Below are 16644 nucleotides of genomic sequence, written 5' to 3' on the forward strand. Positions count from 1 at the left end.
GGTATTGACTTCCTATGCCAGACACACCGCAAGAGGTTTATGGGGACTCCCTCAACTCCCGAGCGCTGGATCACGACTGGCGCACCATTTATCCCTTGGGTGCTTACCAAATCCACGGTCTGGCATGGGTCGATCCCCAAGCCCTGTGGCTACGTCAATTGCCCCGTTTGCCCTTTTGCCAAGCAACCCTTGGCGCCAGTTTTTTGGCCTTGGATCGGGTACGGGGCTTTATTTTGCTCATCAATGGCGAAAATGACCACAGTGAGATTCTCAATCCCTACGATCTAGAGCCATTTCTCGATGCCGATGGCCTCTGTCTCCATCGCGAAACCCTCTGGTTTTGCCGGGACACATGGCTCTATCGCTGTCATCTGCCTGACTGGCATGTAGAAAAGGTGTTGGCGTGCCGCTATCCCATTTACGGTGTGGCGGTGGATGACACAGGCATCTATGTGGCCTGTCAAAAATCGGGTTACATTCACTGTTTTGACGAGACGGGTCGAGAGCAGTATCGCCTCAGTGCGCCGGGCATTGGCTGTGAAAATTTAGCCCTTAAGGATGGCTATCTGTGGGTGAGCGATCGCTTAGAGCAATCCATCTATTGTCTCGATCACCAGAGTGGCCGTGTTGAATGGGTGGCCTTGACGCCCTTTGCCCAGCCAACGGCGTTTACCTTTGATGCGACGGGGCGACTGTGGGTGGCCTATGGCGGCGAAGAACCCTATTTGCGGGATAACCCCAACAACCGCGAAGCCCCCCTCGAAATTGATCATCGCGATATTTGCCTGATTCATCCTCTGCTCTATCAGACCCACAAAGAGCAGCATTACACGGTCTCCAATGGCTATCTGATTGAGATGGCCTACGTGGAGGAAATGTCTCCCCTTGATGCGCTGCACCTAGATAACCTAGAGTGGCGAATTGCTCTGCCCGCCAATTCCCTGCGCCAAAAATTGCTGCGGGTTGAACCCGTCGGTACCCCCTTTCACTTGGAAACGGTGGGTGATCAGCAGGTGGCGGTGTTTGATTTTCCTGAAGTGCGTCCCTACGAAGCCCGTCTTTTTGGTTGGCGTGCTTGGCTAGAAGTGAGAGGTATCAAGTACCATCTCAGCTTTGACGACATTGATGAGACGCTACCGCTGCCACCAGAATTTGCAGCACAGTATCTAGTGGATAACGATGAGTTGGCGATGGATCAACCCATTGTCCAGGAGGCGGCACGGCAAGCTGTGGGCACAGAGACCAATATCCTGCGTAAGATGCTCAAGATTCGTAACTATGTGTACGATCGCCTGAGCTATGCCATGCGACCCACGATTGAAACCCCCGATTTGGTTTTGAAACGGGGAACGGGGTCCTGTGGTGAGTACGTGGGGGTGCTCCTTGCCTTGGCGCGATTAAATGGCATTGCCTGCCGTACGGTGGGTCGCTACAAATGTCCCCCCCATCCCCAAAAGCGGGGCATTCCCCTCCAACCCACCTATAACCACGTTTGGTTGGAGTTTTATGTGCCGGGGGTTGGCTGGTTGCCCATGGAGTCCAATCCTGATGATGTCGTAGAGCGCGGCCCTTATCCAACGCGGTTCTTTATGGCACTGCCTTGGTACCACGTGGAAGCGGGTAAAGGGATTCGCTTTGAGAGCATGAATTATCGCGATCGCGGACTACGCCTTGGAGATTTAGCCCTCAATCATGTGCGCTTTACCATTCATAGTGAGCTGCCCCCAATTGCCTAAACAGTTCTAAGACAGGAGCACTCGCAGTAATCCCAAAGGAGCCGGCTGCCAATCGCCGCGCCAATCCAAAAGCTGTACTAACACCAAGTAGCCAATTCCCAATAACAGGGAAATGACACCGGTGACGATCGCCACCCATTTGCCCGATGACCGTTGAGACACCCTGAGCCTCCTATTCATTCTTGAGTCGCAATACTGCCATAAAGGCCTCTTGGGGGACATCCACCCGCCCGATCGCCTTCATCCGTTTTTTACCCGCTTTTTGTTTTTCGAGGAGCTTGCGTTTACGGGTCACATCGCCGCCGTAGCACTTGGCCAAGACATCTTTGCGTAAGGCGGGAATACTTTCACTGGCAATCACCCGTGAGCCAATGGCCGCTTGAATGGGAATTTTGAACTGGTGGCGTGGGATCAAATCCTTGAGTTTGCTGACAAGGGCACGTCCCACATAGTAGGCCTTATCGCGGTGAACAATCGCTGCCAAGGAATCCACTGGGTCGTTATTGATCAGGATATCCAGTTTCACCAGATCATTAGGACGGTAGCCAATCAGGTGGTATTCCATACTGGCATAGCCCCGCGATCGCGACTTCATTTCATCGAAAAAGTCCGTCACAATTTCCGCCAAGGGCATTTCATAGACCAAGGTGGTGCGCCCTTGGGTGAGGTAGCGCATATCCTTAAAGATGCCCCGCCGCGACTGCGCCAATTCCATCAGCGTTCCCACATAGATTTCGGGGGTAATCATTTCCAGTTGAACGTAGGGTTCCTCAATTTTTTCGCGGTATTGGGGTTCCGGTAGCAGGCTGGGGTTATCAATCGTCAGCACCTCCCCTTTCACCGTGGTGACGCGATAGACCACCGAAGGGGCGGTAATGATTAAGTCCAGATTGTATTCCCGCTCTAGCCGCTCTTGGATAATTTCCATGTGCAGCAGCCCCAAAAAGCCACAGCGGAACCCAAAGCCCATGGCACTGGAGGTTTCCGGCTCGTAGTGGAGCGAAGCATCGTTGAGCTTCAATTTTTCAAGGGCTTCCCGCAGATCCTCAAACTGATCGGCATCGGTGGGAAAAAGACCACAAAAGACCATCGGTTTGGCCTCGGTGTAACCCGGAAGAGGTTCCTTGGCTGGGTTTTGTGCCAATGTAATCGTGTCGCCGACACGAGCATCGCCAACGGCTTTAATGGCGGCTGCGAGGTAGCCCACTTCCCCGGCATGGAGACTGTCCACGGGTTTTTGGTTGGGGGCGAGGACGCCGAGTTCATCAATTTCGTATTCTTTGCCAGAGGCCATCAAGCGAATGCGATCGCCCTTGCGAACCACACCATCCATGACCCGAAAATAGACAATCACCCCTCGGTAGGCATCGTAGTAGCTATCAAAAATCAATGCCCGCAGGGGCTGATCTACCGTATCCCGAGGCGGCGGCACCAAATGCACAATCGATTCCAGAATTTCCTCAATGCCAATCCCTTCCTTGGCGGACGCTAGAACCGCTTGGGAGCAATCGAGACCAATAATCTCTTCGATTTCGGCCTTGACGCGATCGGGTTCAGCACCGGGTAGGTCAATTTTGTTGAGGACCGGAATAATCTCTAAATTATGCTCCAATGCCAGATAGACATTGGCCAGTGTTTGCGCTTCTACCCCTTGGGAGGCATCCACAACGAGGAGTGCCCCTTCACAGGCAGCCAGCGATCGCGACACCTCATAGGAAAAATCCACGTGGCCGGGGGTGTCAATCAAATTCAAAATATACGTTTCGCCATCGCGACTGGTGTAGGTCATGCGGGCAGCTTGCAGCTTAATCGTAATTCCCCGCTCCCGCTCCAGCTCCATATTGTCAAGAAACTGTTCCTTCATTTCACGGGGATCCACCGTGCCTGTAAATTGCAGCAGGCGATCGGCAAGGGTCGATTTGCCGTGATCAATGTGGGCAATGATCGAGAAATTGCGAATGTGGGAAACGGGGACGTCGGTCATACCAGCGAGGACAACCTTAACAAAATGAAAAACTCCTTTCTTGATTCTAAGCGTCCCTGTCCGATTGTGCTGAGAATTCGGTGGTAGGATAGAAATTAACTGCCGGGATGTAGCGCAGCTTGGTAGCGCATCTGCTTTGGGAGCAGAGGGTCGCAGGTTCAAATCCTGTCATCCCGATTCGTCGGAACCATAAACCTAGAACGATTGTTGCCCATACAATCCTGCGGTAGATTAGCCTCAGGCCTTTTGGATACGTATTCATTGATGCTGACGGTTCCACGGACAATTTGCCTTGGATTTTTGGCGGTGATTACGCTGGGGACGCTGCTGTTGTGGCTGCCTTGGTCCACTAGTAATGGGGAATGGAACCCCTTTATCGTTGCGCTATTTACCGCAACATCGGCCGTTTGTGTGACCGGCCACATTATTGTCGATACGGGAACCCACTTTTCTCCCTTTGGTCAACTGGTGATTCTGCTGTTGATCCAGGTGGGTGGTCTGGGGTACATGACGGCGACCACCTTTTTGATTATTTTGCTGGGACGCAAGTTTAACCTGCGGCAGAAGATAGCGGTACAGCAAGCCTTGGATCGGCGGGGCATGCAGGGGGCACGGCAATTGGTGCGCTCGATTTTGGGTCTCACGTTTCTCTTTGAACTGACGGGTGCCTTGTTGCTGTGGCTGATTTTTCGCCAAGACGTTAGTGATCCACGGGCACTGTGGCTGGCGGTGTTTCACAGTATCAGTGCTTGGAATAATGCCGGGTTTAGTCTGTTTAGTGACAGCTTGATGGGGTATCAAACCTCTGTGCCCCTGAATTTCGTGATTTCACTGCTGATTATTTTTGGCGGCATTGGCTATGAGGTGATCTTTGAATTTTATCTTTGGCTGCGGGAGCATCTGCGCCACTGGGGTAAACCCGCCTATCTAATCCGCAAGGCGAGCCAGATGACGTTTAGCCTCAATTTCAAAATTGTGACGAGTACAACGGCGATTCTCCTCATCTTGGGAACGGCGATGCTGTTTGCGACGGAGATGCGATCGCCAGAACGATTTGGTCTTTTTTCCTTTGATCAGAAGCTCCTCTTGGCCTGGTTTCAGTCGGTGACAGCGCGGACGGCGGGCTTTAATACCGTCAACATTGGTGAATTCAATAATGGCGGGCTATTTATTATGATTGCCCTGATGTTTATTGGTGGTAGCCCCGGTGGCACGGCAGGGGGCATTAAAACAACCACGTTGCGGATTTTGGCAGGGATTACCAAGTCAGCTCTGCAAGGGAAAGAGGTGGTGCTGCTCTACCGCCGTCAGGTGCCCCCCTCGCTGATCATGAAAGCGGTCGCTGTTGCCTTTGGCTCAATGTTTACGGTGCTGGTTTCCACTACCCTCATCGCGATCGCTGACCCCGAAGAGAATTTCATTAATATTCTCTTTGAAACCGTTTCCGCCTTTGCCACCGTTGGTCTCTCCACCGGTATTACCAGTGGGCTAACCGCCTTTTCCAAGTTGGTCTTGATTGTAACGATGTATGCCGGACGGGTAGGTATCCTGCTGCTGATGGCGGCAATTATCGGTGACCCCCAGCCTTCTAGCGTCCAATATCCTGAGGAAAACCTGCTGGTGGGTTAGGGGGCGGCGTACTCGGCAATGGCGGCAGCCATCTCTTGGGTACCCACGGGTTCTTTGCCCGCTGCAGCCAAATCATAGGTGACAAAGCGCCCCTCAGCAATGACTTTTTCCACAGCTGCCTGAAGACGCCGTGCCGCTTCCATTTCACCCAAGTGTTGCAACATCAACACACCAGAGAGAATCAATGCCGTAGGATTGGCTTTATTTTGGCCGGCATATTTAGGTGCTGAACCATGAATCGCCTCAAAAACGGCATATTCATCGCCAATGTTTGCCCCCGGTGCCACTCCTAGACCCCCAATCATCCCGGCACAAAGGTCGGAAAGAATATCACCGTAGAGGTTGGGCATCACCATCACATCATAGAGTTCAGGCTTCTGCATCAACTGCATGCACATGTTATCGACGATGCGATCCTCAAATTCAATTTCCGGATAGCGGCGGGCAATCTCACGGGCGCGCTCTAGGAAGAGGCCATCGGTAAATTTCATGATGTTGGCCTTGTGAACGGCGGTCACTTTCTGGCGATGGTTGGCCTTGGCATATTTGAAGGCAAACTCAATGATGCGATCGCTCCCCAGCACAGAAATCGGCTTGACACCAATGGCAGCATCCTCACGGATCGGCTTACCCGCTAGATCACTCAAAAAGGCACGGGCTTTGGCCGCCTCGGGACTGGTGTATTCAAACTCAATCCCGGCGTAGAGGTCTTCGGTATTCTCGCGAACAATGACAAGGTCAATGTTTTGAAAATAGCTTTTCACCCCAACAATGGATTTAGCCGGCCGTAGGTTCGCATAGAGATTGAGCCGCTTGCGGATCTCGACATTCACAGAACGAAAGCCGGTACCCACGGGGGTGGTAATCGGCCCTTTGATGGCAGTTTTCGTGCTTTTGATGGCATCGAGAACGTGTTCGGGCAAGGGGGTACCGTAGCGTTCCATCATGTCCACGCCGGCATCCACCACCACCCAATCAATTTTGACGCCCGTAGCATCAATGGCCGTGCGAGTGGCAGCGGCAACCTCAGGACCAATACCGTCGCCGCGAATTAAGGTAACAGCGTGGGACACGAGTTCTCTCTCCCTATGCAGAACTGAAAGACAAAGGTATTAGGAGGGTATGATGCCGCTAAATGAGCTTCACCGTACGTAGCGTGTGAAACAAAATTGTCGCCAAGGCGATCGCGCCCGCAACAATGACAAAGTACAAAACAATTCCCATCATGTTTCTCCTCAACAGGTAGTGATTTACCTCGGAATTCAGAATACCCTAGGCTGTGCCTACAAAACTAACATCACTAAAGCGCTTTTGTGCCTCGCTGACGGGACGATTTTTGCCTTCCTCTTGCCAGTAGTTAATGATTTCGGTGGCACGGTTGAGGAGTTCAATCCGCTCGGCTTCCGTAATCCAAGATTTCTTCTCTAACTCCGCCTTCAGGAGTTCCCAAGCATCGGTGCGCGGCCAAAAGAAGTAGGAGGTGAGGGGGCTTGTCCCTTTGCCAACAATTTGATCGACAGCGATCGCCACGTCTTTTTCTAACCAAAGTACTCTCAGGGTAAAGCGGGACAATTCTAACCTCCTAAAACTCGTTTTTCACAAAAAGCCATCCTTTATAATAACCAATCAGGCCAACTGCATACAAGTTTCTGGAGAGCTACCGTTGAGTACCCCCTGCGCCTGTGTCTTTTTTGATATTGATGGGGTGATTCGCGATGTCAGTCGTTCCTATCGCCGTGCCCTAGCGGATACCGTCGAGCATTTTACGGGGGGTGCCTATCGTCCCAGTCAAAAGGAAATTGACAACCTCAAGGCGGAAGGCTGCTGGAATAACGACTGGGAAGGGTCGCGTGAACTCATTTATCGCTACTTTGAACGCCAAGGGAAACCCCGCTGCCAAGTGCCCTTGGACTATGAACGCCTAGTGATCTTTTTTGAGGAGCGCTATAGTGGCGAAAATTGGTGCGGCTATATTCAAGATGAGCCACTGCTGGTGGATGTTGCCTATTTTCAGGCTCTTGATCAGGCACAAATCCGCTGGGGGTTTGTCAGTGGTGCGACGCGGGACTCGGCAGAATATGTTCTGAAACACCGCTTGGGTCTCGATCAGCCCCTTTTGATCGCCATGGAAGATGCCCCCGGCAAACCCGACCCCACAGGACTCCGCATGGCCTACCGTCAGGCCGCGGCTCAGGAAACCATTCCTGCCTTTTATGTGGGGGATACAGTGGCGGATATGCAGACCGTTGTCAATGCCCGCAAAGAACAAGCAACAACGCCGTGGATTGCCTTAGGGGTGATTCCTCCCCATGTCAAGCCCGAAGATCGGCAACGCTATGGCGATCGCTTGCGCTCAGCGGGAGCCAGTGCAGTTTTTGAACACACGCGCGACATTACCCCAGCGATGGTGGCAGCGTTCTTAGGGCAATTGGCTGCCCACGACTCAAACTGCGGGCAATAAGATCACAGCGTTCATTGCCGACATCGCCACTATGGCCACGCACATGGTGCCACTGGACTAAGGGATCATTGAGGGCATCTAGCTCCTGCCACAGGTCTTGGTTGAGAACAGGCTTTTTGGCGGCTGTTTTCCAGCCCCGCCGTTTCCAGTTGTGGATCCACTCCGTAATTCCCTTGAGGACATATTCGCTGTCGGTGTAAAGGGCGATCGCGCTCCCCGGAGCCAGTTGGCGCCATGCCTTGAGGGCTTCAATGGCCGCCTGCAATTCCATGCGATTATTTGTGGTCGCGGGGTGATGTCCTCCCAGTTCCTGCACAGAGCCGTCGGCAAAGTAAATGACCACGCCCCAGCCCCCCGGTCCCGGATTGCCTTCGCAGGCACCATCGGTATAAATGGCACGAATCTCGGTCATGAGTCTCTATGCTCTCCAAAGGTTGCAAATAAAAAAGGGTGGCCACAAGACCACCCCCGAAACAAATGGATACCAAAGACTACTTGATGCTGACTTTGGCGCCGGCTTCCTCGAGTTCTTTCTTAGCGGCTTCGGCGTCTTCTTTGGTGGCACCTTCTTTCACGGGTTTGGGCGTGGATTCCACCACTTCCTTAGCTTCCTTGAGACCCAAGCCGGTCAAAGAGCGCACCACTTTGAGCACGGCAATCTTCTTGTCGGCGGGGACTTCTTCGAGAATGACATCGAAGGCGGTTTTCTCTTCGACTTCTTCTGCGGGAGCAGCAGCCCCACCACCCACAGGAGCGGCGACCATCATGCCACCGACCGGCGCAGCGGCACTGACACCAAAGGCCTCTTCAATTTGCTTGACCAGCTCAGCGGCTTCCAGCAGGGTCAAGGATTTCAACTTTTCGAGAATTTCATCGGTTGCAGCAGACATTGTCAACTCCTATCGTTTCAAGGTTGGAAAACAAGAACAGGTGGCTTCCCAAGGGAAACCGAAAACAGGATCGATCTATGCCGCACCTTTGTCGGCGATCGCCTGGGTTGCCCGCGCCAAGGAAGCAGGAACCTCCTTGATGCCAATGGCAATCTTCGCTGTGACGGCATTGAGGGCACCAGCAATCTGCGCCATGAGTTGTTCTTTTGAGGGCAGATCACCAATGGCCTTCACTTGCGCTTCATCAAGGGCCCGTCCCTCCATGACCCCACCGCGTAGGGTGGTTTTTTTCGTGGCCTTTTGGAATTCTTGGTAGGCCTTGATCGTGCCGCCAATGTCATCCTTGACCAAGAGGAACGCCGAAGGTCCCTTAAGGAATTGGGTCATGGGTTGCCAAGTGTCACTTTCTTTAACCGCCAATTCCATCAGCGTATTTTTAGTGACCTTGCAACTGGCATTACACTTGCGCAAGCGTTGCCGCAAATCCTTCATCTCAGCATCGGTGAGACCTTGGTAGTCAATCACCAGTGCCATTTGTGACTCGCTCAGGCGTTCCTTTAGCTCCGCCACAATTTCTTTTTTGTTTGCTAGCGTGCGTCCCACGCGCATCACCTCCTGTAGTCAGTGAAAGAAAAACCCCAGCAGTGGTGCCGGGGCGATCGCCCAATCCCAACGGATGGACTTCGCAAACCTCGGCAGGAAGATTATGTCTGAGCCAGACCCCTGCGGTCTTCGGTTTCAGTCTTGAGTTGTCCTGTCCAGTATTGGGCAATAGGCAAGTCCTCCTTAGGCGGCTTCGGCCAGTTTTAGCTCCCGCAGGGCGTTGATGTCCACTTGAATGCTCGGCCCCATGGTGGCGGCCACATAGACACTGCGCCAGTAGCGACCCTTGGCACCACTCGGGCGGTTGCGGTCAATACTCTCTTGTAGTGCCTTGAGGTTGACGAGCAAGTCTTCGGCGCTGAAGCTAGCTTTGCCAAAGAGCACATGGACAATCCCGGTGCGATCGGCGCGGAATTCCACTTTCCCCGCCTTGAACTCTTGAATCGCTTGGGGCAAGTCAAAGGTCACCGTACCGGCTTTGGGCGATGGCATGAGCCCCCGCGGACCCAAAATCCGACCCACTTTGGCCACTTGGGGCATCATATCGGGGGTGGCAATGAGCAGATCAAAGTCCATCCGCCCCTTTTGAATTTCGTCAATGAGTTCCTCTGAACCCACAACATCGGCACCGGCGGCACTGGCTTCAGTCACTTTTTCACCCCGAGCAATGACCGCGACGCGAATCGTTTGACCGGTGCCTTTGGGGAGCGCCACAGTGGTTCGCAATTGTTGGTCGGTATATTTGGGATCAATGCCCAAGCGGATGTGGGCTTCTGCCGATTCAGGAAATTTGGCTGTGGCCGTTTCCTTCAGCAGTTGCAAGGCCTCGAGGGGAGCGTAGGGACGATCCTCCACCTTGGCATAGAGTTCGCGCAGTCGTCGCGAGAGTTTACGCATCAGAATTTACCTCCACGGGGTACTAACGAAACGCAGTTTCTCCCCCAACACAACAACGGACTCAACAGGAACACACGAAGGAAAGCTTTAGTCGGCAATGGTCACGCCCATATTGCGAGCGGTGCCTTCGATAATCCGCATGGCCGCTTCAATATCGTTGGCGTTGAGATCTGGCATTTTCTTCTCAGCAATTTCCCGCAGTTGGGCACGGGTGATCCTGCCCACTTTTTTCTTGTTGGGTTCGCCGGAGCCTTTTTCAATGCCCGCAGCTTTTTGAATCAGCACGGAAGCGGGCGGCGTTTTCAGAACAAAGGTGAAACTGCGATCTTCATAGACCGAAATTTCAACGGGAACCACCATCCCCACTTGATCGGCGGTGCGAGCATTGTACTCTTTGCAGAACATCATGATGTTCACACCGTGCTGACCAAGGGCCGGACCAATGGGGGGAGCAGGGTTGGCTTTACCCGCTTGAATGGCAAGTTTAATAACTGCGACGACCTTTTTCGCCATAGTGAGTTAGCGTCCTAATCTACTTTTTCCACTTGAGTCACTTCGAGTTCGACCGGCGTTTCGCGGCCAAAAATCGAGAGTAATGCTTTCAGTTTGCTGCGCTCAGCACTGACTTCAATCACCTCTCCCTCAAAGTCCTTAAAGGGACCATTGAGAACTTTGATCTTATCACCACTATTGAGATCAATGCGGTGAACCGGTTCTTGTTCTTGGGCTTTGCGGAAGATGCGATCCACTTCGGCCGGACTCAGGGGCATGGGCTTGACGTGACCGCGGCCGCGGCCTGTACTGCGGCGTTGCTCGGCACCCACAAAGTTAATCACATTGGGGGTGTTTTTAATCACCTGCCAAGCTTCATCATCAATTTGCCATTCACCCGTTTCGGGGGACTGCTGTGCCCGCACTTGGACAAGAACATAACCGGGAAAAACTTTTTCCTCAATGGTTTGCCGCGAGCCATCTTTTTTGATTTTGATGACGGGGGTTTGGGGAATTTCAATGCGAAAGATGCGATCGGCCACATCCAGCGTATGGAGCCGCTGCTCGATGGTGCTTTTCACTTTTTTTTCGCAGCCAGAGGCCACCTGCACGGCATACCAAAACCGTTTGACCTTACCCGCTTGATCCCCTTCGGCCACTTCAACGGTGTCGTCAAGAGGATCGTTCAGATCAGAATGATCAGTAAATTCACTTACCATAGGCGCGTACTCGTAGGAATCTTTGGCTGTCTAGAAAATCAGTGTGGCCAGCCAACGAAAGAGTTCATCCACTAGGTAGATGACCGCAGCCGAAAGGGAAACGATGAGAATGACTGCCGCAGATTCGCCAATCAGACGCTGGCGATCGGGCCACACCACTTTGCTGAGTTCTTCCTTGGTTTCGCGGAAAAACTCGGTTAGATTAAAGCCACTAGTGGGCTTTTCGCCTTCGGTACTCTTGGTCACGGCGGCACTCCTTAGGGCGGGGGCAGCCCGTTGCTACCCGTTTAATTCAGCGCGATTTATTATCATAGCAGGTTTCTTCTTTTTAGGAAATCCCGATGGTTGATTGCTTGCGATCGCGCACCCTCACGACGGCTATGGGTGAGGTGGCCTACGTTACCAATGATCTCGGCAATGTTAACCCTGCTCGGCCGCCTTTATTTTTTTGGCATGGCTTTGGCGGTGGCTCGAGCCGCTATGAATGGTCGGTAGTTTACCCGGCCTTTTCAGCCGAGTATCCCCTTTTTGCTTTGGATTTGCCCGGTTGGGGCGCCTCTGAGCATCGCGATCAACCCTATACGGTGGCGGCTTATGTGGATCATTTGCTAGAGTGCCTTGGTCAATTGACGGCAGAACCAGCGGTGGTGATCACGTCGTCACTGACGGCAGCCTTTGCCATCCAAGGGGCGATCGCCCATCCCCAACGCTTCCGTGGCCTGATTCTCACCTGTCCAACGGGGCTGAGTGATTTTGGTCAAGATTACCGCCAGACCCCCCTTGCCCAGATTGCCCGCCAGCCCTATGTGGATATCGCCTTTTATCGCCTCGGCGTGGCCAATTCCCTGAGTGTGCAGTCCTTTATGGCCAATCAACAGTTTGCCCGACCTAGCCGCATCAGCCCGGAAATGATTGCCACCTATACCCAAGTAGCGCAGTCGGCGGGGGCAGAATTTGCCGCGTTGGCCTTTGTGCGGGGTGATCTCTGCTGCGACCTCAGTCGCTTCTTGCCCCATTTGACGGTGCCGACCTACATCGTTTGGGGAGAGCAGGCAAAACTCCCTCCTGTGGCCGTGGGTCAACGCTTGGCACAGTTAAACCCCGACGCGATTCGTGCCTTTGATGTGATGCCAGAGGTGGGACTAACGCCGCAGTTGGAGTGCCCTGCGGTGATGATTGGCTGGATTGATCGCTACCTTGGCCAGTTGCTGGCCTCCCCTTGAGGTGATCTAACGCTGGGCATTGGCAGTGGCGGGTAGGGTTGTGCCATAGACACGGGGGCGATCGCCCTGGGCCAATTGGGTGCTGCCTTGAGTATCCACTGCCCAAATGGTGGCTTTGGGGTTCCCCATGGTTTGGGTTTGAAAGAGTACCCGTTGCGGATCCGTTGTGCTCCAGCCCAAAAGGGTGGCAAAGTCGTATTCATCAGCGGTGGGATAAACCGTGGCCACATGACCCACCCCCGCCTGCCAAATCCACGCGCCATCGCTAATTAAATCAGTGGCAAACAAGCCGCCAAGCTGGCGCACCAAGAGACGATTACCGGTTTCTGACCAGCCAACTGGAACTAGTACTGCAATCAGACCTTGACCTTGGGGCACCTCTGCCAAAAATTCAGGCGGCATTTCCTTGAGGCTTTCAATTCGCTGCTGACTGCCGCTCTGGCGATCGCGAATTTCAAGAACGCTCACCAGTTGTTGCCGTTGCGCCTCGGGATCAGCCGTGAAGTAGAGGGTGGCCTGTGCCACATAGCGGCCATCGGGAGAGAGATATTGGGGCGTCTGCTGAGTCAAGCGGAGAGATTTCTTAGCCTTTAGAGCAGCGGCGTGGCCGTCGTCAATCCATTTCCAAGGCAGCGGGAAAGGACTCTGAAGCGGATCTGTGACTACTGTTTGTACGGGTTGATCGGGGGCTGAGGGTCGCTGGGCTTGGGCAGGCGTTACTGGGGCGATCGCAAGGGCTGTCAGTACCCCACAGATTGAGGAGATGAAAAAGCCCCGCCACGGCGCAAATCGGGTTACCATGAGGTCACTCCTCTGAAATAAAGTTTGCTTATTTTATTGACAGTTTGGTTAAACGAGTGACGACGGCTCCTCACACCTCTAGCATAGCAATTGGCCTAGGCCGATCGCAGGAAAATTAACGAAGTTTTATGCTCTTGACAGAATTAGTCAAAAAATCTCGTGACTATTTGCAATCATTGGCAGTCATTGAGATTCATTCCCAGTGGTTTCCCCTCAGTTCCCCCTCGCTCAAAGATGCGGGGACGAGCCCCTATGCAGTGAATGCTAAAGGGCATTTGGCGTGGCCCAAGGGTCGGCACTCCCTCTGGTTGGGGCAGCGAATCACGGTACCCGCGACGGTTCAAGGCTATAGTGTGGCGGGTTTAACTCTACGCCTTGATCTCACGTGGTGGGCGGATCGGGCAACGGTGTATGTCAATGGTCAGGCGGTGCATCAGGGGGATTTATTTGATCATTCGGTGAGTCTGTGCCTAGGGGAGGCGGTGACTCCCGGCCAAGCGTGGGAGGTGGTGTTGCATCTTGTGAGTCCCGGCCACGATGACGGTGCTTTGGTGAGATCAGGCCTGCAGTTTGAATCGCCAACGGGAGTGGATCCCGACTTTATTGCCACTGAGTTGGACATTTTGGCGATCTTTGGTGAAACCCTCAACCTGCAACCCCTTGAACCCCTGCTGAAGGACGTTTTAGAAAGTCATGGACAGCGCCCCATCTTAGATCCGTTGCTGGCGGAGATCCACGAGAAAATGCAGGCGATCGCCACCCCCTTGCGGGACTTCACCATGCACCTGTGTGGCCATGCCCATCTGGACTTGGCGTGGCTCTGGCCGATCGCTGAAACGTGGCAAGTGGCACAGTCCACTTTTCGATCTGTATTACAGCTGAAGGAACGCTATCCCGAACTCACCTTTACCCACTCCACTCCCGCCCTCTATGCCTATTTGCAGATCCATGCCCCAGAACTTTTTGGGCGGATTCAGGAAGCCGTGGCAGCGGGTTGGTGGGATGTAGCGGCAGGCCTTTGGGTCGAACCGGAACTCAATCTCATTCATGCTGAGTCCATTGCCCGTCAGATTCTCTATGGTCAGCAGTACGTGCAGGAGGCCTTTGGTGGCATTAGCCCCATTGCTTGGTTGCCCGATACCTTTGGCTTTCCGGAACGGCTCCCCAGTTTCTTGGCTCAGGGGGGCATTCGCTACTTTGTCACTCAAAAATTGCGCTGGAATGACACCACGCGCTTTCCCCACGGTTGGTTTGTCTGGCGGGATGTGGCGGGGGCGGCGGTGAATGCCCTGATGTCAGCACCCATTGGCGAGGGGATTGCTCCCGTGAAAATGGCTACCTATGCCCAAGAGTGGTGGCAACAAACGGGAGCGCGGCGCAGTCTCTGGCTCCTTGGTGTCGGCGATCATGGTGGTGGACCAACGGCAGACATGTTAGAACGGGTGCGACGCTGGCAACACCTCGGTGGTATTGGGCCGCAGTGGCAATGGACAACCGTGCAGCAGTATCTGGAACAATTAACCCAAGAAACACCCCCTACAACCGCTTGGCAAGGGGAACTCTACTTGGAATTCCATCGCGGCTGCTACACCAGCCATGGCGATCAAAAGGCCGCCCACGATCGCGCCCAACGCCAACTGCAAGAGGCGGAACGCTGGTGTGCCCTCGCGGCAATCACAACTTCTTTTTCCTATCCCAAAGAAGAACTCAAAGCCTGTTGGCAACAACTTCTCTTTAACCAGTTTCATGATATTCTCCCTGGCTCCTCGATTCCAGAGGTCTATGCTGAGGTGGCGCCAACGTGGCAGCAACTCCTGACCACGACAGAGACAGTCCTAAGGGAAGCACAAACAGCGCTGTGCCAGTCCATTGACGGCGGTGAACCGCCGGTGACAGAGGCAATTCCCGTTGTGATTTTCAATGGATTGGTGGGCGATCGCGCCGGGGTTGTCCACATTGACTTGGCGCAGCTACCGCAGGAGGTTCCCTCTTGGCGGGTTTATTGTCCACGGGGCGACTACGATTTACCAGCGCAGTTGAATGCTCCCCAAGGTTGCTTGACGTTTCGTACCCCTGAGGTGACGGGAATTGGCTACACGCTGCTGTGGCTCTGCCCGCGATCGCGCCCTGATACGTTACCAACCCCACCCTTGGGCTATGTCTTAGAAAATAACTATCTCCACGTTGAAATTGATCCGGCAACAGGGGAAATCACTAATCTGTATGACAAGTTGAATCATCGTCCCTGCTTGGGCGATCGCGGTAATCAACTGCAATTTTTCCGTGATCAGGGGCAATACTGGGATGCTTGGAACATTGACCCCAACTATGGGCAGCATCGACTGCCGGGAGCGACCCTAGAGGCTATTGAATGGGTGACGTGGCATCAACTGGAGCAGCGACTACGGGTCAGATGGCGCTTTCAGTCCTCGCAGATTCAGCAGGAGTATGTGTTGCAGTATCAAACCCCGTGGCTGCGCATTGATACGGTGATTGACTGGCAGGAGGAACATATTCTCCTCAAGGCGGCTTTTCCCTTGGCAATCAGTGCTGAGCAGATCACCTGTGAAACTCCCGGCGGCGTTACGCTGCGCCCGACCCTTCCCAATCCCCACCTCAGCGCCCATGAGCAAACAAAATGGGAGGTGCCCTTTTTAACGTGGGTGGATCTGAGTACCCCAGAGTATGGGGTGAGTCTTTTCAGCGACTGCAAGCATGGCCTTGATGCCCAAGCGAATCAACTGCGATTGACCCTGTTGCGATCGCCCACTTGGCCGGATCCGACGAGCGATCGCTGTCAGCACCGCTTTAGCTATGGTGTGTTTCCCCACAGTGACTCGTGGCAAGTGGCCGGTGTCCCGCAGCAGGCGGCTCAGTTTAATCAACCTCTGAGGGGAGAAATTGCCCCCGCCAACCCATCAGGATCATTACCGCCCCACGCTCAGCTTCTCCATTGGTCGGATGCCCGCATTCAATGCCTTGCCCTCAAACAAGCAGAGGATGGACAGGGTTGGCAATTGCGAGTCGCTGAAGTGGTTGGTGAAGGGGGCACCTTGGAGCTGCACTCAACGTTTATTCCATGGCAAGTCAAAGAGCAGCAAACGCTCCTAGAGACGCCCGCAGGGGACACAGACTCAGTAACCCTCAGCCCGTGGCAAATTCAAGCCTTTCGGCTGCACCCTTGACCTGCAATTGCGCCTTGAGGATTC

17 protein-coding genes, 1 tRNA gene and 1 other annotated feature are annotated in these 16644 nt (G+C 53.8%); of the genes, 6 read left to right on the forward strand and 12 right to left on the reverse strand.

Features of this window, described 5'->3' with window-relative positions; genetic code table 11:
- The first annotated feature begins 14 nt into the window (after positions 1-14).
- Positions 15-1736: a transglutaminase domain-containing protein gene (locus RHJ80_RS00560; RefSeq protein ID WP_310453085.1), complete on the forward strand. Its 1722-nt coding sequence runs from the start codon at positions 15-17 to the stop codon at positions 1734-1736.
- A gap of 6 nt (positions 1737-1742) precedes the next feature.
- Here RHJ80_RS00560 and RHJ80_RS00565 read toward each other — a convergent pair whose 3' ends face one another.
- Both RHJ80_RS00565 and lepA read right to left on the reverse strand, forming a co-directional pair.
- A complete protein-coding gene (locus tag RHJ80_RS00565) occupies positions 1743-1898 on the reverse strand; it encodes a hypothetical protein (RefSeq protein ID WP_206201713.1) in 156 nt (51 codons plus the stop codon).
- Between the two features lie 10 nt (positions 1899-1908).
- A complete protein-coding gene (gene lepA / locus RHJ80_RS00570) occupies positions 1909-3720 on the reverse strand; it encodes a translation elongation factor 4 (protein WP_206200614.1) in 1812 nt (603 codons plus the stop codon).
- Positions 3721-3823: 103 nt separating this feature from the next.
- Here lepA and RHJ80_RS00575 point away from each other — a divergent pair.
- Both RHJ80_RS00575 and RHJ80_RS00580 read left to right on the forward strand, forming a co-directional pair.
- A tRNA-Pro gene (locus tag RHJ80_RS00575) sits at positions 3824-3897 on the forward strand.
- A 90-nt stretch (positions 3898-3987) separates the two neighbouring features.
- On the forward strand, positions 3988-5349 hold the full coding sequence (locus tag RHJ80_RS00580) for a TrkH family potassium uptake protein (protein ID WP_206201554.1): 1362 nt from the start codon (positions 3988-3990) through the stop codon (positions 5347-5349).
- Here RHJ80_RS00580 and RHJ80_RS00585 read toward each other — a convergent pair.
- Both RHJ80_RS00585 and RHJ80_RS00590 read right to left on the reverse strand, forming a co-directional pair.
- Positions 5346-6422 carry an isocitrate/isopropylmalate dehydrogenase family protein gene (locus tag RHJ80_RS00585; protein WP_206200615.1) on the reverse strand — a complete coding sequence of 359 codons (1077 nt, stop codon included), beginning with the start codon at positions 6420-6422 and terminating at the stop codon, positions 5346-5348. The genes RHJ80_RS00580 and RHJ80_RS00585 overlap by 4 nt on opposite strands.
- Positions 6423-6621: 199 nt before the next feature.
- Positions 6622-6921, reverse strand: coding sequence for a 30S ribosomal protein PSRP-3 (locus RHJ80_RS00590; RefSeq protein ID WP_149817201.1), 300 nt, complete (start codon positions 6919-6921; stop codon positions 6622-6624).
- A 91-nt stretch (positions 6922-7012) separates the two neighbouring features.
- Between RHJ80_RS00590 and RHJ80_RS00595 the strand changes: the two genes are divergently transcribed.
- On the forward strand, positions 7013-7810 hold the full coding sequence (locus tag RHJ80_RS00595; RefSeq protein ID WP_310437815.1) for a TIGR01548 family HAD-type hydrolase: 798 nt from the start codon (positions 7013-7015) through the stop codon (positions 7808-7810).
- Here the strand turns inward: RHJ80_RS00595 and rnhA are convergent.
- From rnhA to secE, 7 genes are all read right to left on the reverse strand, one after another.
- Positions 7743-8222: a ribonuclease HI gene (gene rnhA / locus RHJ80_RS00600; protein ID WP_310801249.1), complete on the reverse strand. Its 480-nt coding sequence runs from the start codon at positions 8220-8222 to the stop codon at positions 7743-7745. The two genes, RHJ80_RS00595 and rnhA, sit on opposite strands and share 68 nt — an antisense overlap.
- A 79-nt stretch (positions 8223-8301) precedes the next feature.
- A complete protein-coding gene (rplL, locus tag RHJ80_RS00605) occupies positions 8302-8700 on the reverse strand; it encodes a 50S ribosomal protein L7/L12 (protein ID WP_149817205.1) in 399 nt (132 codons plus the stop codon).
- A 75-nt stretch (positions 8701-8775) separates the two neighbouring features.
- The gene (gene rplJ, locus RHJ80_RS00610) at positions 8776-9303 is read right to left on the reverse strand and encodes a 50S ribosomal protein L10 (RefSeq protein WP_149817208.1); all 528 of its coding nucleotides are present in this window, start codon (positions 9301-9303) and stop codon (positions 8776-8778) included.
- A gap of 18 nt (positions 9304-9321) precedes the next feature.
- Positions 9322-9454 (reverse strand) — a sequence feature (ribosomal protein L10 leader region).
- 32 nt (positions 9455-9486) lie between these two features.
- A complete protein-coding gene (gene rplA / locus RHJ80_RS00615; protein WP_190278287.1) occupies positions 9487-10203 on the reverse strand; it encodes a 50S ribosomal protein L1 in 717 nt (238 codons plus the stop codon).
- Positions 10204-10287: 84 nt separating this feature from the next.
- Complete coding sequence (gene rplK / locus RHJ80_RS00620) at positions 10288-10713, reverse strand: 50S ribosomal protein L11 (protein ID WP_206200619.1); 426 nt, start codon at positions 10711-10713, stop codon at positions 10288-10290.
- A gap of 14 nt (positions 10714-10727) precedes the next feature.
- Positions 10728-11411 (reverse strand): transcription termination/antitermination protein NusG, encoded by a 684-nt coding sequence (gene nusG / locus RHJ80_RS00625; protein WP_149817215.1) that lies wholly within the window; start codon positions 11409-11411, stop codon positions 10728-10730.
- 30 nt (positions 11412-11441) lie between these two features.
- Entirely contained in the window at positions 11442-11657 is a 216-nt protein-coding gene (secE, locus tag RHJ80_RS00630) for a preprotein translocase subunit SecE (RefSeq protein ID WP_149817217.1), read from the reverse strand.
- A gap of 95 nt (positions 11658-11752) precedes the next feature.
- Here secE and RHJ80_RS00635 point away from each other — a divergent pair, with 95 nt between their 5' ends.
- Positions 11753-12634 carry an alpha/beta hydrolase gene (locus RHJ80_RS00635; protein WP_310801250.1) on the forward strand — a complete coding sequence of 294 codons (882 nt, stop codon included), beginning with the start codon at positions 11753-11755 and terminating at the stop codon, positions 12632-12634.
- A 6-nt stretch (positions 12635-12640) separates the two neighbouring features.
- On the opposite strand, the gene RHJ80_RS00640 is transcribed toward RHJ80_RS00635, so the two are convergent.
- Positions 12641-13435: a hypothetical protein gene (locus RHJ80_RS00640; protein ID WP_310801251.1), complete on the reverse strand. Its 795-nt coding sequence runs from the start codon at positions 13433-13435 to the stop codon at positions 12641-12643.
- A gap of 128 nt (positions 13436-13563) precedes the next feature.
- Between RHJ80_RS00640 and RHJ80_RS00645 the strand changes: the two genes are divergently transcribed.
- Positions 13564-16620 carry a glycoside hydrolase family 38 C-terminal domain-containing protein gene (locus RHJ80_RS00645; protein ID WP_310801252.1) on the forward strand — a complete coding sequence of 1019 codons (3057 nt, stop codon included), beginning with the start codon at positions 13564-13566 and terminating at the stop codon, positions 16618-16620.
- The last annotated feature ends 24 nt before the right edge of the window (positions 16621-16644 follow it).

This window comes from Thermosynechococcus sp. QS41, from assembly GCF_031583515.1.
Taxonomy (GTDB): Bacteria; Cyanobacteriota; Cyanobacteriia; order Thermosynechococcales; family Thermosynechococcaceae; genus Thermosynechococcus.